This is a genomic window from uncultured Kordia sp., from assembly GCF_947489565.1.
GTDB lineage: Bacteria > Bacteroidota > Bacteroidia > Flavobacteriales > Flavobacteriaceae > Kordia.
In genome coordinates this window covers 76439-102342 of the sequence record NZ_CANLEA010000017.1, presented here as the reverse complement: position 1 = coordinate 102342, position 25904 = coordinate 76439, and the positions used below count along the sequence as shown (strand labels likewise).

The following is a 25904-nucleotide window of genomic DNA, read 5'->3' as shown; positions in this document are numbered from 1 at the left end:
TCACGCCATACCATCTATATCTTAAATTTAAAGCTCATACGCTTTCACACCTAAAGCATTTAATTCTTCAACCGTTATATCATGACTTTTGAAAATGAAATTTGCAATTTTAGTAACCACCGAAGAAATCTGCGTTGGTAAATTCATAATATGTGGACAAATTCTAAGTGCTTCAGGATGTGGATTATCACCTTTTCTTTCTGGAATAAAACCTACCGCAAAACGATTTCGCTCACCTTTTTTCCCGTATAAATAATTATACAAATCCTTATGATTTATTGTTCTATTGGGAGCAACAATTGTAAACACCGTAACTCCATTTGAAAATTTTCGAGAAATAGGTGTTGTATATATAATTTTTAAACCCAATCGTTCTGCCAAAAATTTCAGTTTCTTTCTTAAATCATCTTGAAGAAATTTAACTCTTGTTTCAACACGTTTAGGATCGTTTCCGTTAATTTTATTATGCTCTGCAATAGTTTGTCCAAGTGCATAAATATTGGCTTCATCTCGTTGTCCAAGCAATTCAAATCTCGATGTATCAGCAGGTAATTTATCTTCAAAACCTATTTTACCATCGTAGGCATGAATGCTGATATCAAAATTTTGAGCGCGTTCAGGTTTCATATAAAAAATACCTGTTTCAAAAGGTCCCATTAACCATTTGTGCGAACTCGAAGAAAAACTATCGCAATCCACTCCTTTGATTCCGTTTTTCTCGATCAGATTTATTTCCAAGCCGCCCCAACTTACAGCACCATCAACATGTATATGAATGTCTGGATATACGGCGCGTACTCTTTCTACAATTTCTTTGGAAGGCATACAAATTCCTGAAATATTAGAGACTTCCGAAAAACTTAGCATAACTGTTTTCCCTTCTATATTTTTGATGGTTTCTATGATTATATTGCAGATTCCGGCAACAATTCTTTCATCATTCCAGTTCTGAAAATCAATTGTTTTGAGCGAAAACATTTTCACTTTTTTCGTTGCTGTAGCTCTCAAATGCCAAACATTATTATTCGTTGGATGATTTTCGTCCCATAAAAGAACAGTATTGCCTTCCCAAAATTTATATCCTTTTGAAAGTTGATTATTTGCTTCACTCGTATTGCGCACCAAGGCAATATTTTTGATATCTGACTCAGAAACAGCACCAACATGTTGCGCAACCACTTTTCGGATGGCTTCTAAAATAAGTCCGTATCGTTCTTGTCGCGATTGCATAGAAATGTCTGCATTAAACTGAAAACGCAACGAATTAATGCTATTGATTACAGACACAAACGTAGGACATAAATTTGCGGAATTCATTGGTTCTACTTCAAAAACAGGATCAACACCTCTATTGAAAAATAATTTTCGAACCTCTAGCCAATCTACATGTGTTTTTCGAAATAGATTTGTATCAAAATCTTGTTGTAAGGTTTGGTATTGTTCGTTGGTGATTAATGATTTTTGCTCCAACTTTTCAATAAGTTCAAGCATTTCGTTTTGAATTGCACTAGTTTCCATCGTTCTACTATTTAATTGTGTTTCTTACTCGTTTAAGGTTTTTCAGATTTCACCTTTTTATTAAAACACAAATTTGAATGAAAATTAGTCTCAAAAACAGCCCATAAATACGGAAACTACCTTTGCGGATAGTACCCAAATAGTAGCGTATTTATACGGTAATAACTCATGAAAATTTCTTTATAGAAGAACAGATTACTTCGTCATACTTTCTTGTAATGACGTTTTTTATGATAATGGAAAAAATATTTCAACAGAAAGTATTTCAGAATTTCACTCGAAGTGACTTTTGTAGTATAAAAGAAGCATTACGAACCTACCAAAATACCAAAAGCGAAGCGATACCAAAGCGAAGCGTGTCTAACAATCTAAAAGCAAAGTTTCTAAAGTCGAACTTTTTGATTGAAGATTTGAAACAGATGAATTTGTTTGTTAGAGAACATTCTAACTTGTATAAGATACCTTTAAAGTAAAAACAAAGATGAGCTATTGCCAAAGAAACAGATTGCCACGTCGCTATGCTTCTCGCAATGACGTATCAATAAGTCTAAAATCTAGTAGCGAAGCGATCTAATATCTAACAGCGAAAGCGGTCTAACAATCTAAAAGAAAAGCAAGTCCAACAACTAACTAGCCGACAAAATATACTTCTTCGGCGTAGTTCCGTATTTCTTTTTAAAAGCAGCAATAAAATGGCTTGCAGTACTATAACCAACTTTATGACCAACTTCGTTTACATTATAACTTCCAGATTCTAACAACTTACGCGCGTATTCCATCTTGTAATCAAACAAAAAGCTAAACACAGAATCGCCATAAATTTGTTTGAAGCCTTCTTTCAATTTTTTAATATTCAGACCGACTTCATTTGCTAATTCTTGCAAGCTTGGTGGTTCGGCCATATTAGCAATGACAATATCTTTTGCACGACGAATTTTTAAGACATTATCTTCATCTACCAAAAACGGACATTGCTCAATATCGGCATCTTCACTTCTATTAAAATACAAACTCAACAATTCGTAAGCTTTTCCTTTTAAGTATAACTTTTTGATAGAATCGTGCATGTTATTATTCAACATTTGATTCAATACAACAGCCATCATCGGCGTTATTTTCTTATTGTCATAATACTTTTTGTCTTTCTTATCGGCATCTAAAAAGTGAATATAATTGGCTTCTGTAGAAAATAACGAGTGGAACTTTTTAATAGGAATCAACACAGAAATCAACCAAGTTTTTGGCTGTATATCTACATTAATAGGCAAATCTGTTTGCGGATTGTACAACAATAATGCATGTTCATCTAACACATCAAAAGAATACCTTCCGTTGTTAAAATTAAATTTGCATTCGCCCTTTACACAAAAATGAAACTGTATAAAACTACTGTCAATTTCACGTATAAGTTGTTGAGTATCATTACTATCATTTTGAAGCTTCAAAATATAAAAGCCATCTTCAACCTGAGTCTCTTTCAAAGTACCTTGAGCGTTATTTTTTTGTTCCATAAGTAGAAATACTTGTTTTTATCTTATTTAGAATGATTCTATGTTAGATGGTCTAAAAAGCCTTATTTTGCAGTAAAATTACAACATTTCGCAAGTTTTTTATAAGAAAAGCATCTAAAAAACTTATAGCGATATAAAAAGTCCTTTGAGCGTTATTTTTATTTCCTGTTGAATGATACTTTTGTTAACGATTTTGAATTCTTATGAAGCAATATAATATATCAAAACATAATTCTTTCTACTGTGTTGGACTTAGCTACCAAAAAGCAGAAGCTCACATTCGTGGTAAGTTTAGTTTATCTGATACTGCTCAAGCTTCTATACTTGAAACTGTAAAGGTTGAAAAGATTGGAGATGGCGCATTGATCATCTCAACTTGTAACCGAACAGAAATTTACGGTTTTGCTCCACATCCATGTGAATTTATCAAATTACTTTGCGATTATTCAAACGGAACGGCAGAAGAGTTTAGAGATGTTGCTTACATTTTTAAGAATAAAGACGCCATCGATCACTTGTTTAAAGTTGGTACTGGATTGGACAGTCAAATTTTAGGAGATTTCGAAATCATCTCGCAATTAAAGAAAGGATTCAAAGCTTCTCAAAAAGTAGGTCTGATCAACGGATTTATGGAACGTTTGGTTAATGCTGTAATTACGGCAAGCAAACGTATCAAAAACGAAACAGAAATATCTTCAGGAGCAACTTCAGTAGCATTTGCGTCGGTTCAATACATTTTAAAGAACGTTGAAAACATTTCTGAAAAGAATATTTTATTATTCGGAACTGGTAAAATAGGAAGAAATACCTGTGAAAACTTGGTGAAACATACCAAAAACAATCACATTACGCTTATCAACAGAACCAAAGATAAAGCGGAACGAATTGCTGGAAAGTTTAACTTAACGGTGAAAGATTACGCAGCACTTTCTGAAGAAATTCAAAAAACAGACGTATTAATTGTCGCTACAGGCGCAGAACGTCCAACAGTTTCTAAAGATGATATCTTAACCAACAAGGAATTGTTGATTTTAGATTTATCAATTCCAGAAAATGTATCGCGAAATGTTACGAAATTAGATAATGTAACTTTAGTTCATTTAGATGCTTTATCGCAAGTCACCGATGAAACATTAGAACGTAGAAAAGCACACATTCCAAAAGCAGAAGCAATAATTGACGAAGTAAAAACAGAATTTACGGCGTGGTTGGAAACACGAAAGTTTGCACCAACAATCAAAGCGTTAAAGCAAAAATTAACAGCTATCAAAAATGCTGAATTAGACTTTCAACGCAAAAAAATTAGTGATTTTGATGAATCTCAAGCAGAAATCATCACAAACAGAATTATTCAAAAAATAACTACACAATTCGCCAATCATCTTAAAGATGAGAATACGACTTCAGAAGAAAGTGTAGCCTTAATACAAAAAGTATTTCAATTGGAAAATAACTCATTATGAGTAAACGCATCAGAATCGGGACTAGAGATAGTGAACTCGCATTGTGGCAAGCTAAAGTTGTACAAGAACAACTCGAATTTTTAGGTCACAAAACAGAATTAGTTCCCGTAAAAGCTACAGGCGATTTAGTCTTAGACAAGCCTTTATACGAACTCGGAATTACAGGAATTTTTACACGAACACTCGATATTGCCATGCTCAATCATGACATCGATATTGCAGTGCATTCACTAAAAGATGTACCAACAGTATTGCCAAAAGGCATTGTACAAGCTGCCGTTTTAAAGCGTGGAAATGTTCGTGACACCTTGGTTTTTAAGAATAATGAAGAATTTTTATCGCAACGAAATGCCGTAATTGCTACGGGAAGCTTGCGCCGAAAAGCACAATGGCTCAACCGATATCCAACACATACGATTGAAGATTTACGTGGAAATGTAAACACGCGTTTGCAAAAACTAGAAGATACGGAACACTGGAATGGCGCTATTTTCGCTGCCGCTGGATTGGGACGAATTGGTTTACGACCAGAAGAATCTGTAAATCTCGAATGGATGATTCCTGCACCTGCGCAAGGAGCCATCATGATTACTGCTTTGGGAGAAGATACGGAAGTACTTGAAATTTGTGCACAAATCAATCATGAAGAAACGGAAATTTGCACATCTATTGAACGCAAATTTTTAAACTTACTAGAAGGTGGTTGTACAGCTCCTATTGGAGCAATTGCCTATATAAAAGATGAAGTTGTTACGCTAGAAGGTGTATTGTTAAGCACTGACGGAACGAAACGAATTTACACAAAGCGTTACGAGAAATTAGGCGAACATCACGAATTGGCAGAATACTGCTCAAATTATATCATTGAACGTGGCGGAAAGCGCTTGATGGACGACATCAAAAATACTGGAAAGCAAATCAATGTGTATTCTACCAAACTTTTGACAGAAGCACAACGTCAACTATTTAATGAAGGAATTGTATCTGAAAGTAGTGATTTCATTAAAATCAGCTTAAATAGAATCAAGCCACATGTAGTTCGTGAGCCTATTAAAAATGTAATTATTACCAGTAAAAATGCGGTAGAAGCTTTGACACAAAACTTTTCATCGGACGAATTACAATTTAAAAATATTTACTGTGTCGGACGAAGAACCAAAAAGCTCATTGAGCAAAAAATTGGTCCTGTTGTAAAATCGGCACGTAACTCAAAACTACTCGCAGAACACTTGGTAGATTATATTGAAGGAACTACGGCAACGTATTTTTGCAGTGACATTCGTTTGGATGCTTTGCCGACAATATTAGAAGAAAACCATATACAAGTAACCGAAGTACATGCGTACAAAACCATGTTAGATGCTGAAAAATTGCAAGATGGAATTGAAGGTGTCATGTTTTACAGTCCTTCCACTGTACAAAGTTACATTTCGGCAAACAAAGCCAAAGGAATTGCTTTTTGTATAGGCGAAACTACGGCAAAAGAAGCCAGACAGCATTTTGAAGATGTACGTATTGCAAAAGTTCCAACTGTGGAAAGTGTGATTGAGTTGGTGAATGAACATTATATTTAATTGGTATTAGGTTTTGGGTGTTTGGTATTGGTAAGATCTGAGATATTAGTAGTGAGTAATAAGATCTATCAAAGAAAATGCTGAACTTTAAAATAACCAAAACGTCACTTCGAGTGAAATTCTGAAAGAATTTTGTATCGAGAAGTACGCTGAAATATGAAAATAGACATGAGATACCAGTAACGAGTTATGAATTTCTCAATACTCAATACCAACATCTCAATACTTAAAAATGAACGGAATTACATACATAGAGAATTTCATCCAGCATCCAGAAGCATTATTTGATTATTTAAAAAACAATGTTTCTTGGGACGAACGTATGTCTGCACGAAAAACAGCGAGTTTTGGTAAAGCGTACAATTATTCTCAAATCAGTTATCCGTACCAACCATTTAGTAAAGAAATACAAGAAATTGTAGATTTGATTGAAAAGACACTCAAATTTGCACCTAACAATTGTTTGATTAACTATTATTTAGATGGCAAATCTCGTATGGGATTTCATTCAGATCAAACAGATATATTAGTAGAAAATACTGGTGTCGGAATCGTTTCAGTAGGAGAAACACGTACATTGCGATTTCGAAATATTAAAAATAAAGAGGTCATAAAAGATTTTGAATTACCATCAGGCTCTTTCATTTATATGACCAACGAAGTACAAGACGAATGGCAACACGCAATTCCAAAATCAGATACTGAAAACGGAAGAATGAGTTTGACCTTTCGCAAAATGAAGTAAAAATTAGTTATGAGGTTTGAGTAGTGAGTATTGAGACTTTATCAATGTAAACGCTGAACTCTAAAATAACCAAAAACGTCACTTCGAGTGAAATTCTGAAAGAATTTTGTATCGAGAAGTACGCTGAAATACAAAAATAGACATGAGATACCAGTAACGAGTTATGAATTTCTCAATACTCAATACCAACATCTCAATACTTAGAAAAGACATGATAAAAAACGATTTATTTTTAAGAGCGTTAAAAGGAGAAACGGTAGAACGTCCACCAGTTTGGATGATGCGCCAAGCAGGAAGATATTTACCTGAATTCATGGAAATAAAAAAGAAGTACGACTTCTTTACACGTTGTCAAACTCCAGAATTGGCAAGTGAAATTACGGTGCAACCTATTCGTCGTTACGGAATGGACGCAGCGATTTTATTCTCAGACATCTTGGTCATTCCGCAAGCTATGAATATTGAGGTACAAATGAAGCCTAATTTTGGTCCATATTTGCCAAATCCTGTGCGTTCTCAAAAAGATGTAGACAATGTTATTGTTCCGGATCCAGAAGCGTTAGACTATGTATACAAAGCCATCAAAGCAACAAAAGAGTTGTTAAATGATGAAATTCCACTAATTGGCTTTGCAGGTTCACCATGGACTATTTTATGTTATTGCGTACAAGGTCAAGGAAGTAAAAACTTTGACAAAGCCAAAAAATTCTGCTTTACAAATCCGGTAGCGGCACATCAATTATTACAAAAAATCACAGATACTACGATTGCTTATTTGAAAGAAAAAGTAAAAGCAGGTGTCAACGCACTACAAGTATTTGATTCTTGGGGCGGCATGTTATCGCCAACAGATTATCAAGAATTTTCTTGGCAATACATCAACCAAATTATTGAAGCTTTAAAAGATGATGCGCCAGTCATTGCCTACGGAAAAGGATGTTGGTTTGCGTTTCAAGAAATGGCAAAATCTAATGCGGCGGCTTTAGGTGTCGATTGGACATGTTCGGCACGAAATGCACGTTATTTAACAGGTGGAAACATTACGCTTCAAGGAAACTTTGATCCAACACGTTTGTATTCGCCACCAGCGGAAATCAAAAAAATGGTGCATCAAATGATCAACGAATTCGGAAAAGACAAATACATTGTCAACTTAGGTCACGGAATCCTTCCAGACATTCCTTTAGACAATGCCAAAGCCTTTATTGATGCGGTAAAAGAGTATAAAGCATAAATTCATTTGAGCGTTTCCACAAAAGTACACTTCGACTCCGTTCAGTGTACTTTTGCGGTCGGGCTTTCAGTAGTCGCTCTCTACGAGGAGCTCCAACAAAACTTCTATCCCTAACGCGAAGTTTCAATGATAAAATATTGCCGATCTGAAGTTGTATTTACTGCTTCAAAACGGCAATAACATTTGTTAAGTTTTAAATCTTAAGTACATCGAATTGATGAAATAGAATCATTTGTTCCTCCCCAATCGCTCCAATCCGGATAAACACCATCTCCATTAGGACCGCCTGAATCAGAAACACTCCAAGATGAACCACCATATTTAGTATTTTGATACAATTCCCAAGTGCCACTTACTACAATTAACGACGAGATCTTATCATTCCAACCTTGAGGAACTAAGTTAGGATCTGATGCTGTTAGCGTTAATGAAGATCCGCTTATATTTGAATTTTGAAATACAATTATCTTACTCATAATATTTACTTTTTTATCTTCCTACTCTATTTAAATAGGTTTTTCGGATTACACCTTTGTAATAAAAACGAATAGCAGCTACTCAATCGAATAATTTGTTTCTATTACAATTCAAAATTGTCCAAAAAATTCTTTGAGCTCTAAAAAAAATCCCTAAGCGTTTGATATTCAATTATAAGATTGAGAATTCTAGACATGAAAAGAAAAAGTTATAAAACCTTAAAAAATTTATAGCATACGATATCATTTAAAATTTATAGTACATTTACAGGTGTATGCAAACACAATTCTCCATAGCACTTCTAGAAAAAAAAGATAAAATTCCACTGTTTGAATTGGTTCAATCCAATGCCAAACGTTTACATCAATACTTTCCTATTACAGTTAGAGGAGTCTGCTCATTAACAGCAACTGAAGATTATATCAATAAAAAAATACGTGCTGTCGCGGCAAAAGAAAACTTTACTTTCAAAATTATTGCGCATGATTCTCAAAGTATGATTGGTTTATTAATTATCAAAAAAATTGATTGGCAAACGAAGGAATGTGAATTCGCATATTTTATTGATGAAACTTATGAAGGAAAAGGCATTACCTCAGCAGGAATTTCAAAACTCATCTCCTACGCTAAAGAAGAATTAACCTTAAAAAAAGCGATTGTCAGAATTGGAAAAGACAATCCAGGAAGTCTTCGTATTGCAGAAAAACATAATTTTATACTCACCAAGCGTGTAAAAGATGGCCACAAGGATTTTCACGGGAATATCATGGATGTATTGCATTTTGAACGTGTTTTATAATCAACAACATTTTTTATACTTCATACAATTTGACATTATAAACTCATGAAAGCAACAGTAAGGGAATTTATAGCATCTGATATTGAAAAAATAGTCGCCTATTTTATGGATGCAGAAAAGGATTATCTTAAAGGAATGGGCGCTGACAAAAGTAAATTACCGAATCGAGAAAAGTGGACTCAAAATCTTCAATCAGAATTAGCTAAACCATACAAAGAAAAAAGCAACTATTATATAATATGGTTGATAGACAATACACCTGTTGGACATTCAAATGTAAATCATATCTCGTTTGGAGCATCCGCCAATATGCATTTACATTTATGGAAAAGCGACACACGAAAAAGTGGATTGGGACTGGAATTCTTAAAAATGACAATTCCTCTTTATTTTGAAAAGTTCGAATTAAAAAAGTTAATCTGCGAACCCTATGCTGAGAATATTGCTCCCAACAAAACTTTGAAAAAGTTAGGTTTTGATTTCATTCGCACCTATGAAACAATTCCGGGCATGATTAATTTCCAACAAAATGTCAATCGTTACGAACTGACAAAAGTGCACTTAGACGAAATAATCAAAGACCTCTGATAAAATGTAAAAAAATAATAAACAAATGAAGTAACTTTATATCAGTTGTTCATACAAATCAACACAAGCATAAAACTTATGAAACAAAACAATTAATTAAGATCGTTTTGTTTACGATTTTTAAGATTAATTGTACATTTAAGCTATGGTAAAAGAAGTATTCAACGGAATTCAAGATTACTTTACAGCATTTAGATTGCTGAATGAACTCAATCTATGGAAATATTTTAAAATTCCAATTGTCATTAGTTTTCTATTAGGAATGGCAGTCATTTTTTCGTCTTGGAGTTTTGCCGACGATGTTGGCGGTTTTATTGCGAGCGCTTGGGGATTTTCCTGGGGAAAACAAACTGTAATTGCCATTAGTAATTTTATTGGTGGCATACTTGTTTTTGCGGTAGGAATTGTCATTTTCAAGCATGCACTAATGATTATTACAGCGCCGTTTATGAGTCCAATTTCAGAAAAAATAGAACGACATATTTACGGAATTGTCAAAAAACCAGGAACAGGTTTTAGAGCACAAACTTCTGCTTTAGCAAGAGCCTTTCAACTTGGCATACGTAACTTTGTTGTAGAACTCTTATGGATTACTCCATTTTTTATCTTTAGCTTCATTCCTGTAATTGGTTCTGTTTTTCTATTACTTATCTTTTTAGTACAATCCTATTATGCAGGATTTGGAAATATGGATTATACCCTAGAACGCTATTTTCCATACAAAAGAAGCCTTGAATATGTACGCAATCATCGTGGAATTGCTATTGGGAACGGAATTGTATTTATGTTAATTCTACTCATTCCTATCGTAGGAATTCTTGTTGTATTGCCATTATCCGCTGTAGCAGGAACCATTACTACTTTACGAGAATTACACACAAAAAAATAAAAAACCTGTTTCCTATAGGAAGCCTAAAACATTACCTATTGATTCTAATTATTTTTTACTACTTTAATTGCTTAATTTAAATTTTTAACATGAAAAAAAGTAAAACAAAATTATCAATTAGTAAAAAAACAGTTGCTTCATTAGAAAACATCTATGGTGGACGCTCTGTAACTTCGGAGAGTTGTCCAGGTGACCAATGTCCTACCAAAGCAAAAACATGTGCTCATAATGGTCCATGTGAAGACACTATTCAACGTGCGTAAAATACAATTTTGAAGAGTTTATAAGATGCTTTTTTTAGCATCGTTTTAAAACTACTTTAAAAATATTTTTACTAAAAAAGGAGTCCGAAACGACTTCTTTTTTCACTCCAAACAAAAAACAAAAACAATGAAAAAAAGTAAAGCAACATTAGCAATTAGTAAAAAAACAATTGCTTCATTAGAGAACATTTTAGGTGGATTTGAACGCGCTGAGACTTCTTATCAAAGTTGTCCTGGACCAGGAGGAAATTGCCCAACAAAAAGAAAAACATGTGCTGCAGAAGGACCTTGTCCAATTTCGCATAACTAGTTTCTTACGTTAACAATAAAGAGAACCAAAAGAAGTCAGCAATGACTTCTTTTTACTTCAACCAAAAAAACAAAACAATGAAAAAAAGTAAAACAACATTAAGTTTAGGAAAAAACACCATTGTCTCTCTTGAGAAAAAAGTTCAACAGATGATTGTTGGTGGTTTTGATTCACCTCAAGCGCCAACCGACAGCTGCCCAGGTGGAGGCGGAAATTGTGCAAGTGAAAGAAATAGCTGTAACTTATCATGTAATGGCTATCCAAAATGTTTTAACTAAGACCATAGTAAAAATATAGTTTACGGAAGAGAAGTCAGTAATGGCTTCTTTTTTTGTTAAATTTCTAATATAAAAAGTACCTTTGTTGTGCTTAAAAAGAGTGCGATTTTAAATCAAAAAACAATGAAAGACCTTTTTCTAAACTACATTCATCAATTACAAGATACCATTACCTCAACCTTAGAAAAAATTGATGGAAAAGCTACATTTCAAGAAGATTTATGGAAACGCCCAGAAGGTGGCGGCGGACGTACACGTGTGATTGAAAATGGAGCTATTTTTGAAAAAGGCGGCGTAAATATTTCGGCAGTTCATGGTGAACTTCCAGAAGCATTGCGTAAAAATTTCAAGGTAGAACAAGGTGATTTTTTTGCTTGTGGATTGAGCTTGGTATTGCATCCAAAAAATCCATTCATTCCTACAGTTCATGCCAATTGGCGCTATTTTGAAATGTATGATGAACAAGGAAATATTGTAACACAATGGTTTGGTGGCGGACAAGATTTGACACCTTATTATTTGTTTGAAGAAGATGCAACGCACTTTCACACGGTTTGCAAAGAAGCTTGTGACAAACATCATCCAGAATTTTATCCAAAATTTAAAGAAACCTGCGACAATTATTTTTGGAATGCACACCGTAATGAAGCACGTGGTGTTGGCGGATTGTTCTTTGATTATTTAAAAGAAACCGAAGAATTCTCAATGCAAGATCGCTTTGACTTTGTGACAGAAGTCGGAAATAGCTTTTTAAATAGTTATGTTCCTATTTTAGAACGTCGCAAAGAAATGGAATACACACAAACTCAAAAAGATTGGCAAGAAGTACGTCGCGGACGTTACGTAGAATTCAATTTAGTACACGATCGTGGAACTTTGTTTGGACTCAAAACCAACGGGCGTATTGAAAGTATTTTGATGAGTTTACCACCAATAGTGCAATGGAAATACAATCATCATCCAGCAGCAGGAAGTGAAGAAGCAAAATTGATTGAAGTCTTGAAAAATCCGAAAGCATGGATTTAAACACAGCTGCGATATACTTTGGAGTTTCTGCCGTAATCATTATGTTTTTGTTTAACATATTTCATTGCATGCTAGCAAGTATTTTTGGTGTGCGTATCGAAAGATTTGGAATGCTAACATCATTTGGTGATAAACATATTTTAAAATTTAAACGTCATCAAACCGAATACTGTCTAGGTTGGATTCCAACAGGCGGTTTTGTCAAAATATCAGGAATGATTGACGAAAGATTGGATACTAGTGAACCATTTCAGATTGAAGATTATATGCTGCTGTCCAAACCACCAATAGTGCGTATTATCTGTACCATTGGCGCTCCAATATTATTATTGATTCCGTTTTTAATTAGCATTAATTTTATTGCTCCAAGTGGCTCATTGAGTGAAGGTTTTCAAATAATAATAGATATACTTCATAATATATACCAATACATTTCAGGAACAATAGATGTTACTCAAACAGAAAGCAATTGGAATACCATAACCAATACCGCCAATTTATTTCCGATTATTTTAGCCTTATTAACACTTATCATTGCTATTAGCTCAACCATTTCAATGATTGTTGCTTTTATGGGTCAAAAAGCAGAAAAAGCATTAATATTCCTATACATAGTTATGCTTGTATGCTACATATATTTATTATATAAATTGGGCGCGCTTTATTTTTCAATGTATAGTTTTTCAGACTTTTTAGTGAGTCTATTAAAATTTGTAGTACCGATTTATATTTTTTGTACACTGATTATGTTATTCATTAAGATTCTGCCAAAGAATAAGTATATTTAATAACTTATGAAATTGTTTCTTTCCATATGTTTATGCTTAGGGATGCTATTCAGTATGGAAGCACAAACATCTGATGCTCCTAAAACAAAAGATACCATTTCTCTAGAAAATGAATACTTTGACAAACTGAAAGAAAAAATTAGTATCCGCACCAATTTTAGTGGTGATGTGCGATCGTACCAAATACAAGATTCCGAAACTTCTTTGGAATTGGTCCCAAATAGTGAATACAGACTTTCTCTAACGATTGATTATCGTTTTTTAGGAATCACGCTTGGGTTTAGTCCGCAATTTTTACCAGGAAATGATGATGAAAATCTAAAAGGGAAAACAGAATTGAGCAATTTTGGCCTTCAATTTTACTTTGATAAATGGTTGCAGCGTATAAGTTATGAACGTATCAAAGGTTTTTATATAAATAATACTGGAGATTTTATAGAAAATTGGCAACAAGGAATTGACCCATACATTCAACTCTCAGGATTGCGTACCACAACGTATGCTGGTAATACAGCTTATAAATTCAACGACAATTTCTCACTTCCAGCAATCAATGGATATATACATTGGCAGAAAAAATCTGCAGGAAGTTTTATTCCTTCTTTAGACTACAATTATATCAATGCTGAATTAAAAGATATCGGAGAAACAGATATCAAATCAAATGAAATAAATATTACACTCAAACCTTCCTATTTTTACACATTTATATATCAACATCATTGGTTTTTATCTGTAGAAATTTCTCCAGGAATTGGAATTAACTTCACTAAAGATAAAGAAATTAACATCCTGAGTAATACTAGTACTTCTGGTAATAGTAATGGATTGCATTATGTATACGATTCAACATTACTTTTAGGATACAATTCAAATTCGCTTTATGGAGGTGCAAAATACAACGTTAAAAATCTTTCAAACTTCGATAAATCAGAAGAAAATTTTCTACAAACAGAAAACTTTTTTGAGTTCTTTATTGGATATCGATTTGATGCACCAAAACTTATAAAAAAACCATTTGATTGGGTTGAAAAAAAGACTGGACTATAAAATTCACTAATTTTAAATCATGGAACACTACCGAAAATTAGAACGTATGTATTTGTCTGCAAATATGAATACGCAGATATATCAAACTACTGAAATGACTGTTGGTGACGAAACCGCAACGATTTCAATGACCATTGATCCGAAGTATTTTCATGCGTTGGGCGCCATTCATGGTTCGGTATATTTCAAACTCTTAGACGATGCCGCTTTTTTTGCCGTAAATTCTATTGTAAAAGATGCTTTTGTACTAACGACTTCTTTCAATATTAACATTACACGACCTATCAGCGAAGGAAAAATTACTGCGACAGGAAAACTCAAATTCAAATCGCGCAATTTATTTGTGGCAGAAAGTACATTGGTGGATGAAAAAGGAAGAGAAATTGCCTTTGGCACTGGAAATTTCGCCAAAAGTAGAATCGCCTTAACGGAAGAAATAGGTTACAAATAAAAATCGCCAACGTATTAATGCACATTGGTGATTTTTAAAATAATATTTGACCATCTTATTTTTTATAATTTAATAAAAAAACGTAACTTCTATAAAATTATAATTTTATGAAAAAACAAGAAAAGCAAAAACAAATAAATGCATTTTTCAATGCTATTGTCAAAAAACCTGAAATTATTAAAGGTGGTGGTACAAAATTATCCAGAGGAACGGTAACAACTAGTGGGATTCCTCCTTCTTAATATTGTTCAAACTAAAAAATAAGAGCAGAGAACTATTAGAGTTTTTCTGCTTTTTTTTAAATAAAACTAGCACAAACTACTCAAGGCAACCGCATCTAAAAAGTTTAAGCTATTAATAAAGGAAAAATTACTGCGATGGAAAAACTCAAATAAAAATCGCCAATACGTTTAGTAATTAAAAGCATTGACGATTTTTAGGAATGTTTTTTACTATCCTACGGTCTTAGAAATTGTAAGAACACAGGTTTGATTTGCTGTAAAAGTCTGCCCGACTCTAGGATCTGAAACCCATCTTCCACCTTCTTGTGTTTGTGCACCCACACCAACTTCTTTAAAATTTCCTATTTCCATAGAATGTGAACTTTTTGGATCAATCCACTGTGTAGAAAAAGGAATTCCTGCATCTCCTTTTTTGAAAACTGAAAATAATACTTTTACGTCTGAGTTGTTTTGTACTTGAATACTTGCCATAATGGTTGATTTTTAAAATGTATCGCTACTCTATTTTAGGCTTTTCGCTTCCGCCTTTTGTTGATACAAAGATGGCTTGCACAGCGTCGGATTTGAGAAAAACTTATACGAAAGGTAATTTTTATATCACAAGACGTTTGTAACAGAGTACAAGATGTATTTTCCAATGAAAAAGTAAAAACAAGCTCTTTTTTAGCTAAATTGTGATACTAATGTTAACTAACCATATGAAAATGAAAACAGGAGAAAACAACTATGTATCATATACATACGATGCTGAAAATGTATCCTCTTTTATATTAAGAGACTTTGGTGTTCGACCAGAAAATCCATTGGTAGAGTTTTTTAAAGATGGAAAAAGAAACTTGTATTTTGTACGCATTATTGCTATCATTCCAAGTGGTATTGAAAAAATTACTATTGTTCCACCAGAAGCTAGAAATAAAGTTAAAACGCATGCGGGTATTATACAAGCAAGAACAATAAGTATTCAATGGGAAGAAGATATTCCACCGAATGCAGCTTCTACCTTCCAACTTTGGTCTATTGATATTCAGTACGACATTCTCAATGAAGATGATGATGATACTGCCATACATGTTGTTTTTGAATATGATATGAAACCATATGGCAACGGAAATATTGGTAAAAAACTCTCCAGAGGAACCGTAACTACATCCGTACCTCCACCAGCTTCAGGTTCAGGTTCAGGTTCAGGTTCATAAATTACATCATGAAATCATACTACAAAGGTCCATATATTTTATATTTCAGTCTTTTATTCATAAGCTTCTCGACAGCACAGAAACAGCAACATACCGAAAGTTTTAAAAAAGAAATATTGGAAAGTTGTCCTGTTTGCAATACAGATGCTTCTTATTTTGATAAATTTAATAAAGATGATTTTCATCAATTACATTATTACTTTTCTCAAAAAAATATAGATTCGTCTTATATATTTATCACAAAATTAATATCGAAAAATCAAATTCAAGATAAAAAACAACTGTATATTCTGCATACCATTAAAGCACGTATTTTGTATCAGAAAAAGCTGTTAAATGATGCTTCAATAAGCGCTCAAAAAGCCATTGAAATTGGACATACATTTCAAAGTTCTTCTTTAGAGAATCAGTATGGTTTATTAGGTGTAATTTATAAAGACAAAGAAGAATTCTCAAAAGGTATTGAAGTTTTAGAAAAATCAAAATCCATAAGTTCTGAAAACCAAAGAAGCAAGCGAATCAACCTTCATAACTTAGGCTTGTGTTATTTACATGAAGAAAAGTATGAAAAAGCACAGGAAAACCTATTAGAAAGTTATCGCTTGAATCAACAGTATAAAGATACCTTAGGTTTAGCACAATCGAGTTTGGATATTGCCAATTTGTATTATCAGCAATATAAAGACGATTTGGCAATTCCCTTTTTTGAAAAAGGATTAGCCTATGCAAAACGCGCCAATAATTTGACCGTATTGCAAGATGCTTTGTTGAATCTCTCTGTAGTAGAAGAAAATCGAAAAGACGTTGCAAAAGCATTGCGCTATCGAAAAGAATATGAAAAAATTAAGGATAGCATTTGGAACAGAGATCAAATCTGGGAAACCGCACAAAATGACAAAAAAGTTGCGCAACAAGTAAACGAAGAGAAATTAAAAGCCGAACAACAGGAAAAATTCTTCTATATTATTATTGCAATTTTAGCAACAGTTTTACTCGCATTCTTAAGCTATTTTTATATCAGAATGCGCAAGCAAAATAAAATCATCAAAGAGTTAAATGCCACCAAAAACAAACTGTTTTCCATTGTAACACACGATCTTAAAACACCTGTGCATACGTTAAAGTCTAAACTATATCACATTCTTCAACGCAAAGAAAAATCTGCACAAGATCAAAAAGAACTTGTAACACTTACAGAAGGATATGATTTGGCAAAAAACACTGCTTTACTAATCGATAATACGCTGCATTGGACATTACAACATCAAGATAAATTACTTTTCCATCCACAAAAACTACCTTTATCTTCTATCATTGAACAAGTGTTGTACGATTATTTACCAATTATTGAAGAACATAAACTTGAGATCAATACAACTATTGACGAAGCAACTTTTATATACGCAGACGCAAATTCCTTAAAAATTGTATTGCGAAATGTATTGGACAATGCTATCAAATTTTCATCTTCAGAAGGAAAAATCAATATCAAAGCTATAGAAGATTCTACCACATGCACACTGCAAATCATAGATCATGGGTGTGGATTTGACACGGCATTTTTCAACCAAAACAAAACGACTTCCACCAAAGATCGTACAGGAAAAACAAGTACAGGCTTGGGACTACAACTCAGTAAAGAACTCACAGAAAAAAATAGTGGAATTTTTTCAATTTCAAGCGCTAAAGATAAAGGCACAACTGTTTCAATAACATTACAAACAACCATGAAATGATATGACAAATGAGGTAAAAGTGTTGGTTTTTGAAGACCAAGAAAAAGACTTGCAGATACTAAAAGAAACACTGTTGTTGCAAAATATGGAAATTGTGGGTGTAGCTTCCTCTCTGCAAGAAGGTATCGCATTGCTAGATCGTGTCGATTTTGACATTGCTTTGCTTGATATTTTTGTGGAAGGCGAACCAAAAGGAATTGCGTTTGCCAACGAAATTGGCAGTGACAAACCTTTTATTTTTATTACAAGTTCACTCGAAGCTTCTATTTTTAAAAGTGCTAAAAACACCAATCCACATAACTATTTGATTAAACCTTACAATCCATTAGAATTACTATTTGCGATTGAATTGGCCATCGAAAAAACGGCAGCGCAAGAAGGTGCATTTTCTCAAAAAATTCCTGTGCATTACAACGAAGCCATCTTTGTGAAAAAGAACAAAGCTTTGATCAAAATCAACCGAAAAGACATCTATGCGATTTCGGTAGATGGACAATATTGTAATTTGAAAACAGACGAAGAAACGTTTCTCTTACATACTTCCTTAACACAATTGATGAAAGAATTTCCAGAAAATCAATTCATCAGAGTGCATCGAAATATGATTGTCAGTCTTGAAAAAATAAAAATGGTATATCCGGAAGACAACCTAATACTGCTCACAAATGGCGAAAAAGTAATATTAAGCCGAAAATACAAAGCTACTTTTCTCAAAAACTATCGTATTTTTAGATAATATTAAAAAAGTACCGAAAAAGACTTACGAATGTTAGAAACTTTATTAGAAGCATTACAATTTTCCCCCAATAATATTCCACTCAAATTTCAAATTGCAAAACTATACATGCAACAAGGAAGTTTTGATGAAGCCGCGCAACAATTCATTGAAATTATTGATTTGGATAAAAATCATTTGGAAGCCAAATACGAATTGGCAAGTTGTTTCTATAAACAGCAAAAAGTTACTGCTGCCGAAGTGTTGCTAGAAGAAATTATCAAACTAAACTCAGAACAGAAATATTTAGAATTACTATGTTACTGTCAAATCAACCAAGAAAATTATAGCGATGCGCAAGAAACCTACAAAGAGTTGCTTGAATTGGATGCAAACTATGAAAATGAAGATTTTGACAATGCTTTAAAAGTAAATACCAGGCGCGAACCTGATTTTATCGATGAAGACGGTTTGTCTTTCCTAAAAAAGCCAACGACTAATTTTGCCAGTATTGGCGGCATGGAGGATATTAAAAAGGAAATTGATTTAAAAATTATCAAACCTTTGGAACATCGAGATTTGTACAAAGCGTATGGTAAAAAAATTGGTGGCGGAATTCTATTATATGGTCCGCCAGGTTGTGGAAAAACACATATTGCACGTGCGACTGCTGGAGAAATTAATGCGAATTTTATCAGTGTAGGTATCAATGATATTTTGGATATGTGGATTGGAAATTCGGAGAAAAACTTGCACGAAATCTTTGAAACAGCTCGAAAAAATACGCCGTGTGTCATTTTTATAGATGAAATTGATGCGCTTGGCGCGAATAGAAACGATGTCAATAAAACCTCAGGAAGAACCGTAATCAATCAGTTTTTGGCAGAATTGGACGGAATTGACGCAGATAACGATGGAATTTTAATCTTAGGTGCTACCAATGCGCCGTGGCATTTAGATCCTGCATTTCGCCGTCCAGGACGTTTTGATCGTATCATTTTTGTATCGCCGCCCGATGTAGAAGCCAAAGCCGCTATATTTAATATTCATCTCAAAGAAAAACCTACAGAAACCATTGATTATATGGCATTGGCCAAAGCCGCCAAAGAATTTTCTGGAGCCGATATTCAAGCGGCTATTGATGTTGCTATTGAGAAAAAACTAGAAGCTTCTTTTAAAGATGGCATTCCAAAACCATTAAGCACAAAAGATATTTTAAAAGCTGTAAAAAAGATAAAACCAAGCACCAAAGAATGGTTTGTTTCTTCTAAAAACTATGCTTTGTATGCAAATGATAGCGGATTGTACGATGATATTTTAGCCTATTTAAACATCAAGAAGTAATGGAGTCAAAAAACCATTTGCGAGGTGTACAATTGTTTGAATTAGGACGTTTTCAAGAAGCTATTACCTATTTGAGTGAAGCGGTTTCGGAAAGTGCTTATAATTATCCTAGCAAATACTATTTGGCGCTGTGTTTTTTTAATATAAATAATTATGAGAGAGCTACTCAAATAATTGACGAATTACTTCAAGAAACCCCTAATGAAGGGAATTTATTCTTTTTAAAAGGACAAATTGCATCTCGTTTAGGCAAGCTTCAAGATGCTATTGATTTGGCAGATAAAAGTATAGAACTTGATCCGTATCAAGCAGTTTATTTTGGTTTTAAAGGTGCGTTGTTGATGGATAAAAAGAAGTTTGAAGAAGCGTTGCATTTTGTCAACGAAGGTTTGCAACTCGATCCTAAAAATTCAACTTGTTTAAATATGCGTGCACGTTTGTTAACCAGGCTCAATCGCAAAGAAGAAGCCAATCAAACAGTAGAACATATTTTATATGACAATCCAGAAGATGATTATGCACATGCTAATGTTGGTTGGGTTTCATTGGAAAATGGCGATACTAAAAAAGCCTTGCATCATTTCAAACAAGCCTTGCAACTCAATCCAAATGCGCAATACGCACGCGAAGGTATGGCAACAGCTATAAAATCCAAGAATTTATTATACAAATGGTATTTAAAATATGCCTTTTGGATTAGCAAACAATCATCGCGAAATCAGTGGGTTTTTATTATTGGTTTGTATATAACCTATCGTTTGGGTATAAAAGTATTAGAAGCTTCAGATTTAACCTTTTTAATCATTCCGTTAGTGATTTTATATTTAATTTTTGTCCTTGGCGGATGGATTATGGAAGCCTTATCCAATACTATTTTATTGGGCGATTCGTATGGGAAATATTTACTCACAGAGAATCAAAAATATAGTGGTTACGCTTTTGGCGGATTGACCTTAGCGGGAATTTTAGCCGTGATTGCATTTCTTACATTCAACAATCCAATGTATAAATTGTGGGGATTTACCTGTTTTTGTACTATTTTACCATTACCAGGTTCTTTTTTACGAAGTTCCAAAAAAACACGCATGATTGGACTTTGCTACGGAATTGCCATGCTTTGTGTAGGTTTCTTTGGCATATTATTTACACCAGATATCATGTTGGTTGGCGGCATCGTGTTAGGAATGATGGTGCTATATACATGGTTGTTCAATTTTATTTCTTGAGTGTATTACAGTGTTAACATTTTATGATCAACACATAACCTTTTAGTGTGAGCGCATGTTCCAAAAACTGTTTAATTTTAGTAAACATAGTCCGTAATTCTTCTGTTTTTCCTTGTAACTGCTCAATTTTATATACACCTTCAGCTATCATATTTTCAGCATCATACACTTCATAGAATTCTTCGAAAGAAACAGCATCTAAAAGTGATTTCTTTTTTCGTAAAATATCTAAATCCCAATACAGTAAACCAAATCCTTGACCAGATATACAAGTAGCATGTTTTATTCCATCATAAAAAAAAGGAATAGCATCTTTAAAATGTCTAACGGAATCTTCCCTTTTAGCAATTAAATAATCAAACATTTGAAATGTTCTATTGGTATCAAGATAAAATTTCGAATTGAATTTCTCTTCAGGATAATATTTCAATACATCTTGTGCATCTTTCTTAAGTTCAATCCAATCTGGATGACCAAAGTCAGTAAAGTTATTTTCCAAAGCACTAGAAAGTGCAAAAACAGCATCCGGATATTCAGAATCTTGATGAACTATTGCTTTTGTTAAGATATTTTCAACTTCTTTTGGCGCTGCTAGTAAACACAAATCAATGGCCATGATAGATATATTTTAACCGAACTGAAAACTATTTTTTTGTCTTATCCACTAAAATAAACAAACCAGCTTCTGCCCCTTTTCCATAAATAGCAACCGCTGCTTCCGATTCAAAATAGAGATAATCTTTGTTTTCTAAATCACAGCTCGTTTTCTTTCCGTATTGAGCATCTACAAAGTCTTTATAATTGATTTTTTTCTGATTTTCGATCACTATTGGATGCTTTCTAGTCACATGACCAATTCCACCCAAAATTAAAATTAATGGATACGCTTTTATAGTATATGCTGAACTCATTTCTTCTTTGGATAAAATATGGTCTTTGTCATCATATCCAAAGTCGTTTCTTTTTCCGCTTTTTGTGGTAACTTCTCTGTAAGAAACTCGAATCACATTGTCGTCATCAATTAATTCTGAAGGAATTTCTAGCGAAAATGTTCCATCGGCTAAACTATAGGTAGTGAGTATTTTTTGAATCGTTACAAACGTAATTTTAACATTTTCAACAGGCTTTCCTCCTTCATCTGTATTTACTTTTCCTTTAAAAGTAACAAAACTATCTGCTGCGGTTGGAGTCTGTTTTGTTTGAGGTCGTTTGATATTTGATTTTGAAGATAAGCTCGATGCTGTCTGTACAAATTCAGTCGGCGCTTTTTCGTTTTGAGCACACGAAGTTGTACAGACAGCTAAGGTTGAAGCCAATAATACACTGGCTGCAATATTTGAATACGGCAACTTATACACTTTCTGTTCATGCAAATCAATTAGCGGAGTTGCCAATTGCTGTTTGGTCAATCGGGCACAAATTTCTCCTTTTGAGTTTTTGATTTTTTCTGAAATTTCTAACGGAGATAATTGCGTAAAATCGATGACATTTTTGGCGCAGACATCACAGAAACTCCCTTTTTCATTCGGTGTCATGTTGCCCCATTGTTCACTACATGCTTTGTTAAGTTTTAGAAATTTGCCTTTCATGGTTCGGTTGTTTTTAATGTTATGATTTGAAGCTAGTTATTTCTCCGTTGAAATCAAAAGCTATTAAGAAAGCTTTTACTATTTCTAACAAAAAATTAGCTTTTAATTATAATACATCGCATCAAAAACAATACCATTACTTCCAAATCACTTCTTTCTTCGTGGTATTTTTAAAGACATTGGTCACATGAAACAAACGCGCTTTTATCAATAATTTTCTTCCTTCAACTGTTCGGGTATAATGTAAATGTGCTCCATTCACATACATTCGCCAATTTCCAAGAAAGACCTCAACATCTTTCTTTTTTCCACCAAAAATTGCAGGTACTGCATAATAGTTTTGTAATTCTGTGAGCTCTTTAAATACGCTTGATTTTTCAAGTATATACCGTGGATTTTCTATAGGATTCAATATTTCTTGAAACGCTTTTACAAAAAGTGCACTTTCCACACGTGTAGTGCCATCAATATTACAAATGGTCCCTTTCAAATATATTTGTTCTGACTTAATTTTAATTTCATCCAATGGCGTTGTAATATATCCTAAGTCATGAAGTGAATGCAATATCGCTTTTCCTATATTGTCTATATTTTTATATACAAATTGCGATTGTGAATAGATACTGATCTTTTTAAAAATCTTATATCCTAAAAATATTCCTAAGAGTCCAATAATACTGTACAAAGAGTATAAAAATCCAGAAGAAACTGTTGCCAAAACCTTGTGTATGTATATCTCAGATATTGCAACAAAACTTACCATTATACATTCAGCAGCAATATAACTTGACATTTCGCGCTGATATACTTTTTTACGTTTAATTTCCAGTTTTGGTTGCTCCGTAAAGTATTGAATTTCGGTCGTGAGCGAATTTCCTTTTTTTATTGCAGTTTCCCATCTGTTTTTTATGGTTTTTCGATTCGCGGCATTTTCAAAAGTGCGAATGTTTATGTTCTGAATAATTTCATCATCATAATTCATAGGCAAAGCCAAACGCCCAATTCCTGTGGTAATATAAATTGGATCTATGTTTGAAACGCCTACAAATGCATGGAAACGTCTTTGTAGTTTTGCCAAATCGTCTCCGCCATCATCCGCAGTTGGATCAATACAGGCTAAATGCCAAATGTTACTAATTTTGTTTGGATTTCCTTCTTGGGAACGAATCGCACGACCACGCATTTGATTGGAAGAAACGTACGATCCTACAAACGAAGCCAATACCAAACTGTTGATGGCTGGCGAATCCCAACCTTCACCCAATAATGATTTGGTACCAATCAACACATTGATATGTCCCAATTCAAAAAGTTTGGTAATATCTGCAACTAAACCAGATTTTACTTTGGAGCTAATTGATATGTTTACAAATTCATCATCGTAATCCAACAATGAATAATTATAGCTTTTATCTGGATGAAATGAATCTAAAATTGGCAAGCATTTTTTGGGAATAATCACCATTGTTCCCGAAAGTACTCCAATGGATCGGACACGTTTCAAAGAAGTGCGTAAATGTTGAAAAATTGGCAAAACACCCAATTGATTTACAGCTTCAATGTTGGTAAATTTTAAAAATTCTTTCCGAATATAATCAGTCAAAATGACCGCACGTAATTCAGTATTCAAGTTTCGATATTCTTGTTGAATAATATCAACAATACTTTGCAGTTTGCTCGGACTGTTTGCCAAAGTTTTATACAATTGATCATCGCCAAAAATACGCACACGTTTCTTTTGAAGCATTCCGTTGCGACGCAAACGATTTTCTAATTTTTGCAACAATTCTTCATGTTTTACCAATTGTTCACGATCTGTAAATAATATATTTTGCAGTAAAATTTCAATCCAATTATAGTCCAATTTAGGCAAACTCACTTCTTGGTGCACATCAAAACCTAACACTTCATACAAATACGGATTAATGGTTTCTCCAAGTGCATTCAAAAAGATTAAAATACTCGAAAGGTAGCTTGGTTCTTTGTAAATTTCTTCCAAATGATCGTCCGTACTTGTCAAAAAACGATGGGTTTCTAGCAAAAAAAGAAACTGTTCATCCGCTTCCAAGTTGTCTGCAAAGTCTGCCACTTTCTCACGATATTCTACTATAGATTCTACTTGTTCTTCTGTTGGTGTCGAAAAATGAATATAATCTTGATGCGGACACAAATCACCTTCTTTTACCAAATCGGGCACGGCAATTTCTTCATCAATTGGACCACATAATTCAAAATAGCGTGACAATTCTTGATCTGTGCTGTCAATTGGTGGCGTTGCGGTCAAGGCAATGGTTGTCAACTTTCGATCATTCTTCAAAGCAAACAAACATTTCCACCATTCATTTTTTAAATGATGTGCTTCATCTAGTACAATAGCTTCGATTCCGTAGTTTTCAAAATGGGCTAAAAATTCTGCTTGCGTTTCAAACGATTTGTAAAACGAATGCAAGGATTGATAGGTTGTAAACGTGAGTAAAGCAGGTTGTTTCAAATCAAATGAATACTCCAAAAAAGAACCATCTGTAGTAAAAAAAGACTGCAATCTATCTTTCCATTGATTCCGAATGGTCAAGGTTGGTGCAAATACAATCGTTTTCTTTTGCACTCGGCGCAGCATTTCCAATCCTAAAATCGTTTTTCCAGAACCTGGCGGCGCAACTACATGCAAATGATTGTCGTTTAAATGTAAATCAAAAAATGCTAAAAACTTTTCTTGATAATTTCGCCAAGTCAACTGAAACTGTAGCGATTCAAAAGGCGTTTTTGATATGAGTTTAGGCGTTTTATTCATTATCTTTGCAGAGAATTCATTTTGTTTTTTCTATTTCTTGAAAAATAATAGTAGCAACGAATTCAAGTCTAAAATAGAAAAGATATTTTAGATGTTATCAT

General features: G+C 33.6%; 27 protein-coding genes. 20 read left to right on the top strand and 7 right to left on the bottom strand.

Annotated elements, in window-relative coordinates; genetic code table 11:
* Positions 1-27: 27 nt before the first annotated feature.
* Both Q0845_RS20785 and Q0845_RS20780 read right to left on the bottom strand, forming a co-directional pair.
* Positions 28-1518, bottom strand: coding sequence for an aminotransferase class V-fold PLP-dependent enzyme (locus Q0845_RS20785; RefSeq protein WP_298517272.1), 1491 nt, complete (start codon positions 1516-1518; stop codon positions 28-30).
* 626 nt (positions 1519-2144) lie between these two features.
* Positions 2145-3029 (bottom strand): helix-turn-helix transcriptional regulator, encoded by an 885-nt coding sequence (locus Q0845_RS20780; RefSeq protein WP_298517270.1) that lies wholly within the window; start codon positions 3027-3029, stop codon positions 2145-2147.
* 203 nt (positions 3030-3232) lie between these two features.
* Between Q0845_RS20780 and hemA the strand changes: the two genes are divergently transcribed.
* The 4 genes from hemA to hemE all read left to right on the top strand — a co-directional run bounded on the left by hemA (position 3233) and on the right by hemE (position 8045).
* Positions 3233-4492, top strand: coding sequence for a glutamyl-tRNA reductase (gene hemA, locus Q0845_RS20775; RefSeq protein ID WP_298517268.1), 1260 nt, complete (start codon positions 3233-3235; stop codon positions 4490-4492).
* Positions 4489-6066: a hydroxymethylbilane synthase gene (gene hemC / locus Q0845_RS20770; RefSeq protein ID WP_298517266.1), complete on the top strand. Its 1578-nt coding sequence runs from the start codon at positions 4489-4491 to the stop codon at positions 6064-6066. Before hemA ends, hemC begins: the two co-directional genes overlap by 4 nt.
* 232 nt (positions 6067-6298) lie before the next feature.
* A complete protein-coding gene (locus Q0845_RS20765; protein WP_298517264.1) occupies positions 6299-6811 on the top strand; it encodes an alpha-ketoglutarate-dependent dioxygenase AlkB in 513 nt (170 codons plus the stop codon).
* 211 nt (positions 6812-7022) lie between these two features.
* Positions 7023-8045, top strand: coding sequence for a uroporphyrinogen decarboxylase (hemE, locus tag Q0845_RS20760; RefSeq protein WP_298517262.1), 1023 nt, complete (start codon positions 7023-7025; stop codon positions 8043-8045).
* Between the two features lie 200 nt (positions 8046-8245).
* Here the strand turns inward: hemE and Q0845_RS20755 are convergent, their stop codons facing one another.
* Positions 8246-8521 (bottom strand): beta/gamma crystallin-related protein, encoded by a 276-nt coding sequence (locus tag Q0845_RS20755; protein WP_298517260.1) that lies wholly within the window; start codon positions 8519-8521, stop codon positions 8246-8248.
* A 275-nt stretch (positions 8522-8796) separates the two neighbouring features.
* On the opposite strand from Q0845_RS20755, the gene Q0845_RS20750 reads away from it, so the two are divergent.
* The 11 genes from Q0845_RS20750 (at position 8797) to Q0845_RS20700 (ending at position 15206) form a co-directional block, all read left to right on the top strand.
* A complete protein-coding gene (locus Q0845_RS20750; protein ID WP_298517258.1) occupies positions 8797-9321 on the top strand; it encodes a GNAT family N-acetyltransferase in 525 nt (174 codons plus the stop codon).
* 45 nt (positions 9322-9366) lie between these two features.
* A complete protein-coding gene (locus Q0845_RS20745) occupies positions 9367-9909 on the top strand; it encodes a GNAT family protein (protein WP_298517256.1) in 543 nt (180 codons plus the stop codon).
* A gap of 145 nt (positions 9910-10054) precedes the next feature.
* Positions 10055-10798 (top strand): EI24 domain-containing protein, encoded by a 744-nt coding sequence (locus tag Q0845_RS20740; protein WP_298517254.1) that lies wholly within the window; start codon positions 10055-10057, stop codon positions 10796-10798.
* Between the two features lie 89 nt (positions 10799-10887).
* A complete protein-coding gene (locus Q0845_RS20735) occupies positions 10888-11061 on the top strand; it encodes a hypothetical protein (protein ID WP_298517252.1) in 174 nt (57 codons plus the stop codon).
* A gap of 127 nt (positions 11062-11188) precedes the next feature.
* On the top strand, positions 11189-11371 hold the full coding sequence (locus tag Q0845_RS20730; protein WP_298517250.1) for a hypothetical protein: 183 nt from the start codon (positions 11189-11191) through the stop codon (positions 11369-11371).
* A gap of 77 nt (positions 11372-11448) precedes the next feature.
* Entirely contained in the window at positions 11449-11649 is a 201-nt protein-coding gene (locus Q0845_RS20725; protein WP_298517248.1) for a hypothetical protein, read from the top strand.
* Between the two features lie 123 nt (positions 11650-11772).
* Positions 11773-12675 carry an oxygen-dependent coproporphyrinogen oxidase gene (hemF, locus tag Q0845_RS20720; RefSeq protein WP_298517246.1) on the top strand — a complete coding sequence of 301 codons (903 nt, stop codon included), beginning with the start codon at positions 11773-11775 and terminating at the stop codon, positions 12673-12675.
* On the top strand, positions 12666-13463 hold the full coding sequence (locus Q0845_RS20715) for a site-2 protease family protein (protein WP_298517244.1): 798 nt from the start codon (positions 12666-12668) through the stop codon (positions 13461-13463). Before hemF ends, Q0845_RS20715 begins: the two co-directional genes overlap by 10 nt.
* Positions 13464-13517: 54 nt before the next feature.
* Positions 13518-14513, top strand: a complete 996-nt coding sequence (locus Q0845_RS20710) for a DUF4421 family protein (RefSeq protein WP_298517242.1) — start codon at positions 13518-13520, stop codon at positions 14511-14513.
* A 19-nt stretch (positions 14514-14532) separates the two neighbouring features.
* Positions 14533-14964, top strand: a complete 432-nt coding sequence (locus Q0845_RS20705; protein ID WP_298517239.1) for a PaaI family thioesterase — start codon at positions 14533-14535, stop codon at positions 14962-14964.
* A 107-nt stretch (positions 14965-15071) separates the two neighbouring features.
* Positions 15072-15206 (top strand): hypothetical protein, encoded by a 135-nt coding sequence (locus tag Q0845_RS20700; protein ID WP_298517237.1) that lies wholly within the window; start codon positions 15072-15074, stop codon positions 15204-15206.
* A 210-nt stretch (positions 15207-15416) separates the two neighbouring features.
* Here the strand turns inward: Q0845_RS20700 and Q0845_RS20695 are convergent, their stop codons facing one another.
* A complete protein-coding gene (locus tag Q0845_RS20695; RefSeq protein WP_298517235.1) occupies positions 15417-15677 on the bottom strand; it encodes a hypothetical protein in 261 nt (86 codons plus the stop codon).
* Between the two features lie 233 nt (positions 15678-15910).
* On the opposite strand from Q0845_RS20695, the gene Q0845_RS20690 reads away from it, so the two are divergent.
* Genes Q0845_RS20690 through Q0845_RS20670 form a run of 5 tightly spaced genes read left to right on the top strand, consistent with a single transcriptional unit; the run spans position 15911 to position 21423 of the window.
* Positions 15911-16402, top strand: a complete 492-nt coding sequence (locus Q0845_RS20690; RefSeq protein ID WP_298517233.1) for a hypothetical protein — start codon at positions 15911-15913, stop codon at positions 16400-16402.
* Between the two features lie 8 nt (positions 16403-16410).
* The gene (locus tag Q0845_RS20685) at positions 16411-18138 is read left to right on the top strand and encodes a tetratricopeptide repeat-containing sensor histidine kinase (RefSeq protein WP_298517231.1); all 1728 of its coding nucleotides are present in this window, start codon (positions 16411-16413) and stop codon (positions 18136-18138) included.
* Position 18139: 1 nt separating this feature from the next.
* Complete coding sequence (locus Q0845_RS20680) at positions 18140-18874, top strand: LytTR family DNA-binding domain-containing protein (protein ID WP_298517229.1); 735 nt, start codon at positions 18140-18142, stop codon at positions 18872-18874.
* Positions 18875-18904: 30 nt separating this feature from the next.
* The gene (locus Q0845_RS20675) at positions 18905-20197 is read left to right on the top strand and encodes an AAA family ATPase (RefSeq protein WP_298517227.1); all 1293 of its coding nucleotides are present in this window, start codon (positions 18905-18907) and stop codon (positions 20195-20197) included.
* The gene (locus Q0845_RS20670; protein WP_298517225.1) at positions 20197-21423 is read left to right on the top strand and encodes a tetratricopeptide repeat protein; all 1227 of its coding nucleotides are present in this window, start codon (positions 20197-20199) and stop codon (positions 21421-21423) included. The genes Q0845_RS20675 and Q0845_RS20670 overlap by 1 nt, the downstream gene beginning before the upstream one ends.
* A 13-nt stretch (positions 21424-21436) precedes the next feature.
* On the opposite strand, the gene Q0845_RS20665 is transcribed toward Q0845_RS20670, so the two are convergent.
* The 3 genes from Q0845_RS20665 to Q0845_RS20655 form a co-directional block, all read right to left on the bottom strand.
* A complete protein-coding gene (locus tag Q0845_RS20665) occupies positions 21437-22039 on the bottom strand; it encodes a DUF1877 family protein (protein ID WP_298517223.1) in 603 nt (200 codons plus the stop codon).
* A 28-nt stretch (positions 22040-22067) separates the two neighbouring features.
* Positions 22068-23012, bottom strand: a complete 945-nt coding sequence (locus Q0845_RS20660) for a hypothetical protein (RefSeq protein ID WP_298517221.1) — start codon at positions 23010-23012, stop codon at positions 22068-22070.
* A 136-nt stretch (positions 23013-23148) separates the two neighbouring features.
* The gene (locus Q0845_RS20655; protein ID WP_298517219.1) at positions 23149-25803 is read right to left on the bottom strand and encodes a DEAD/DEAH box helicase family protein; all 2655 of its coding nucleotides are present in this window, start codon (positions 25801-25803) and stop codon (positions 23149-23151) included.
* Between the last annotated feature and the right edge of the window lie 101 nt (positions 25804-25904).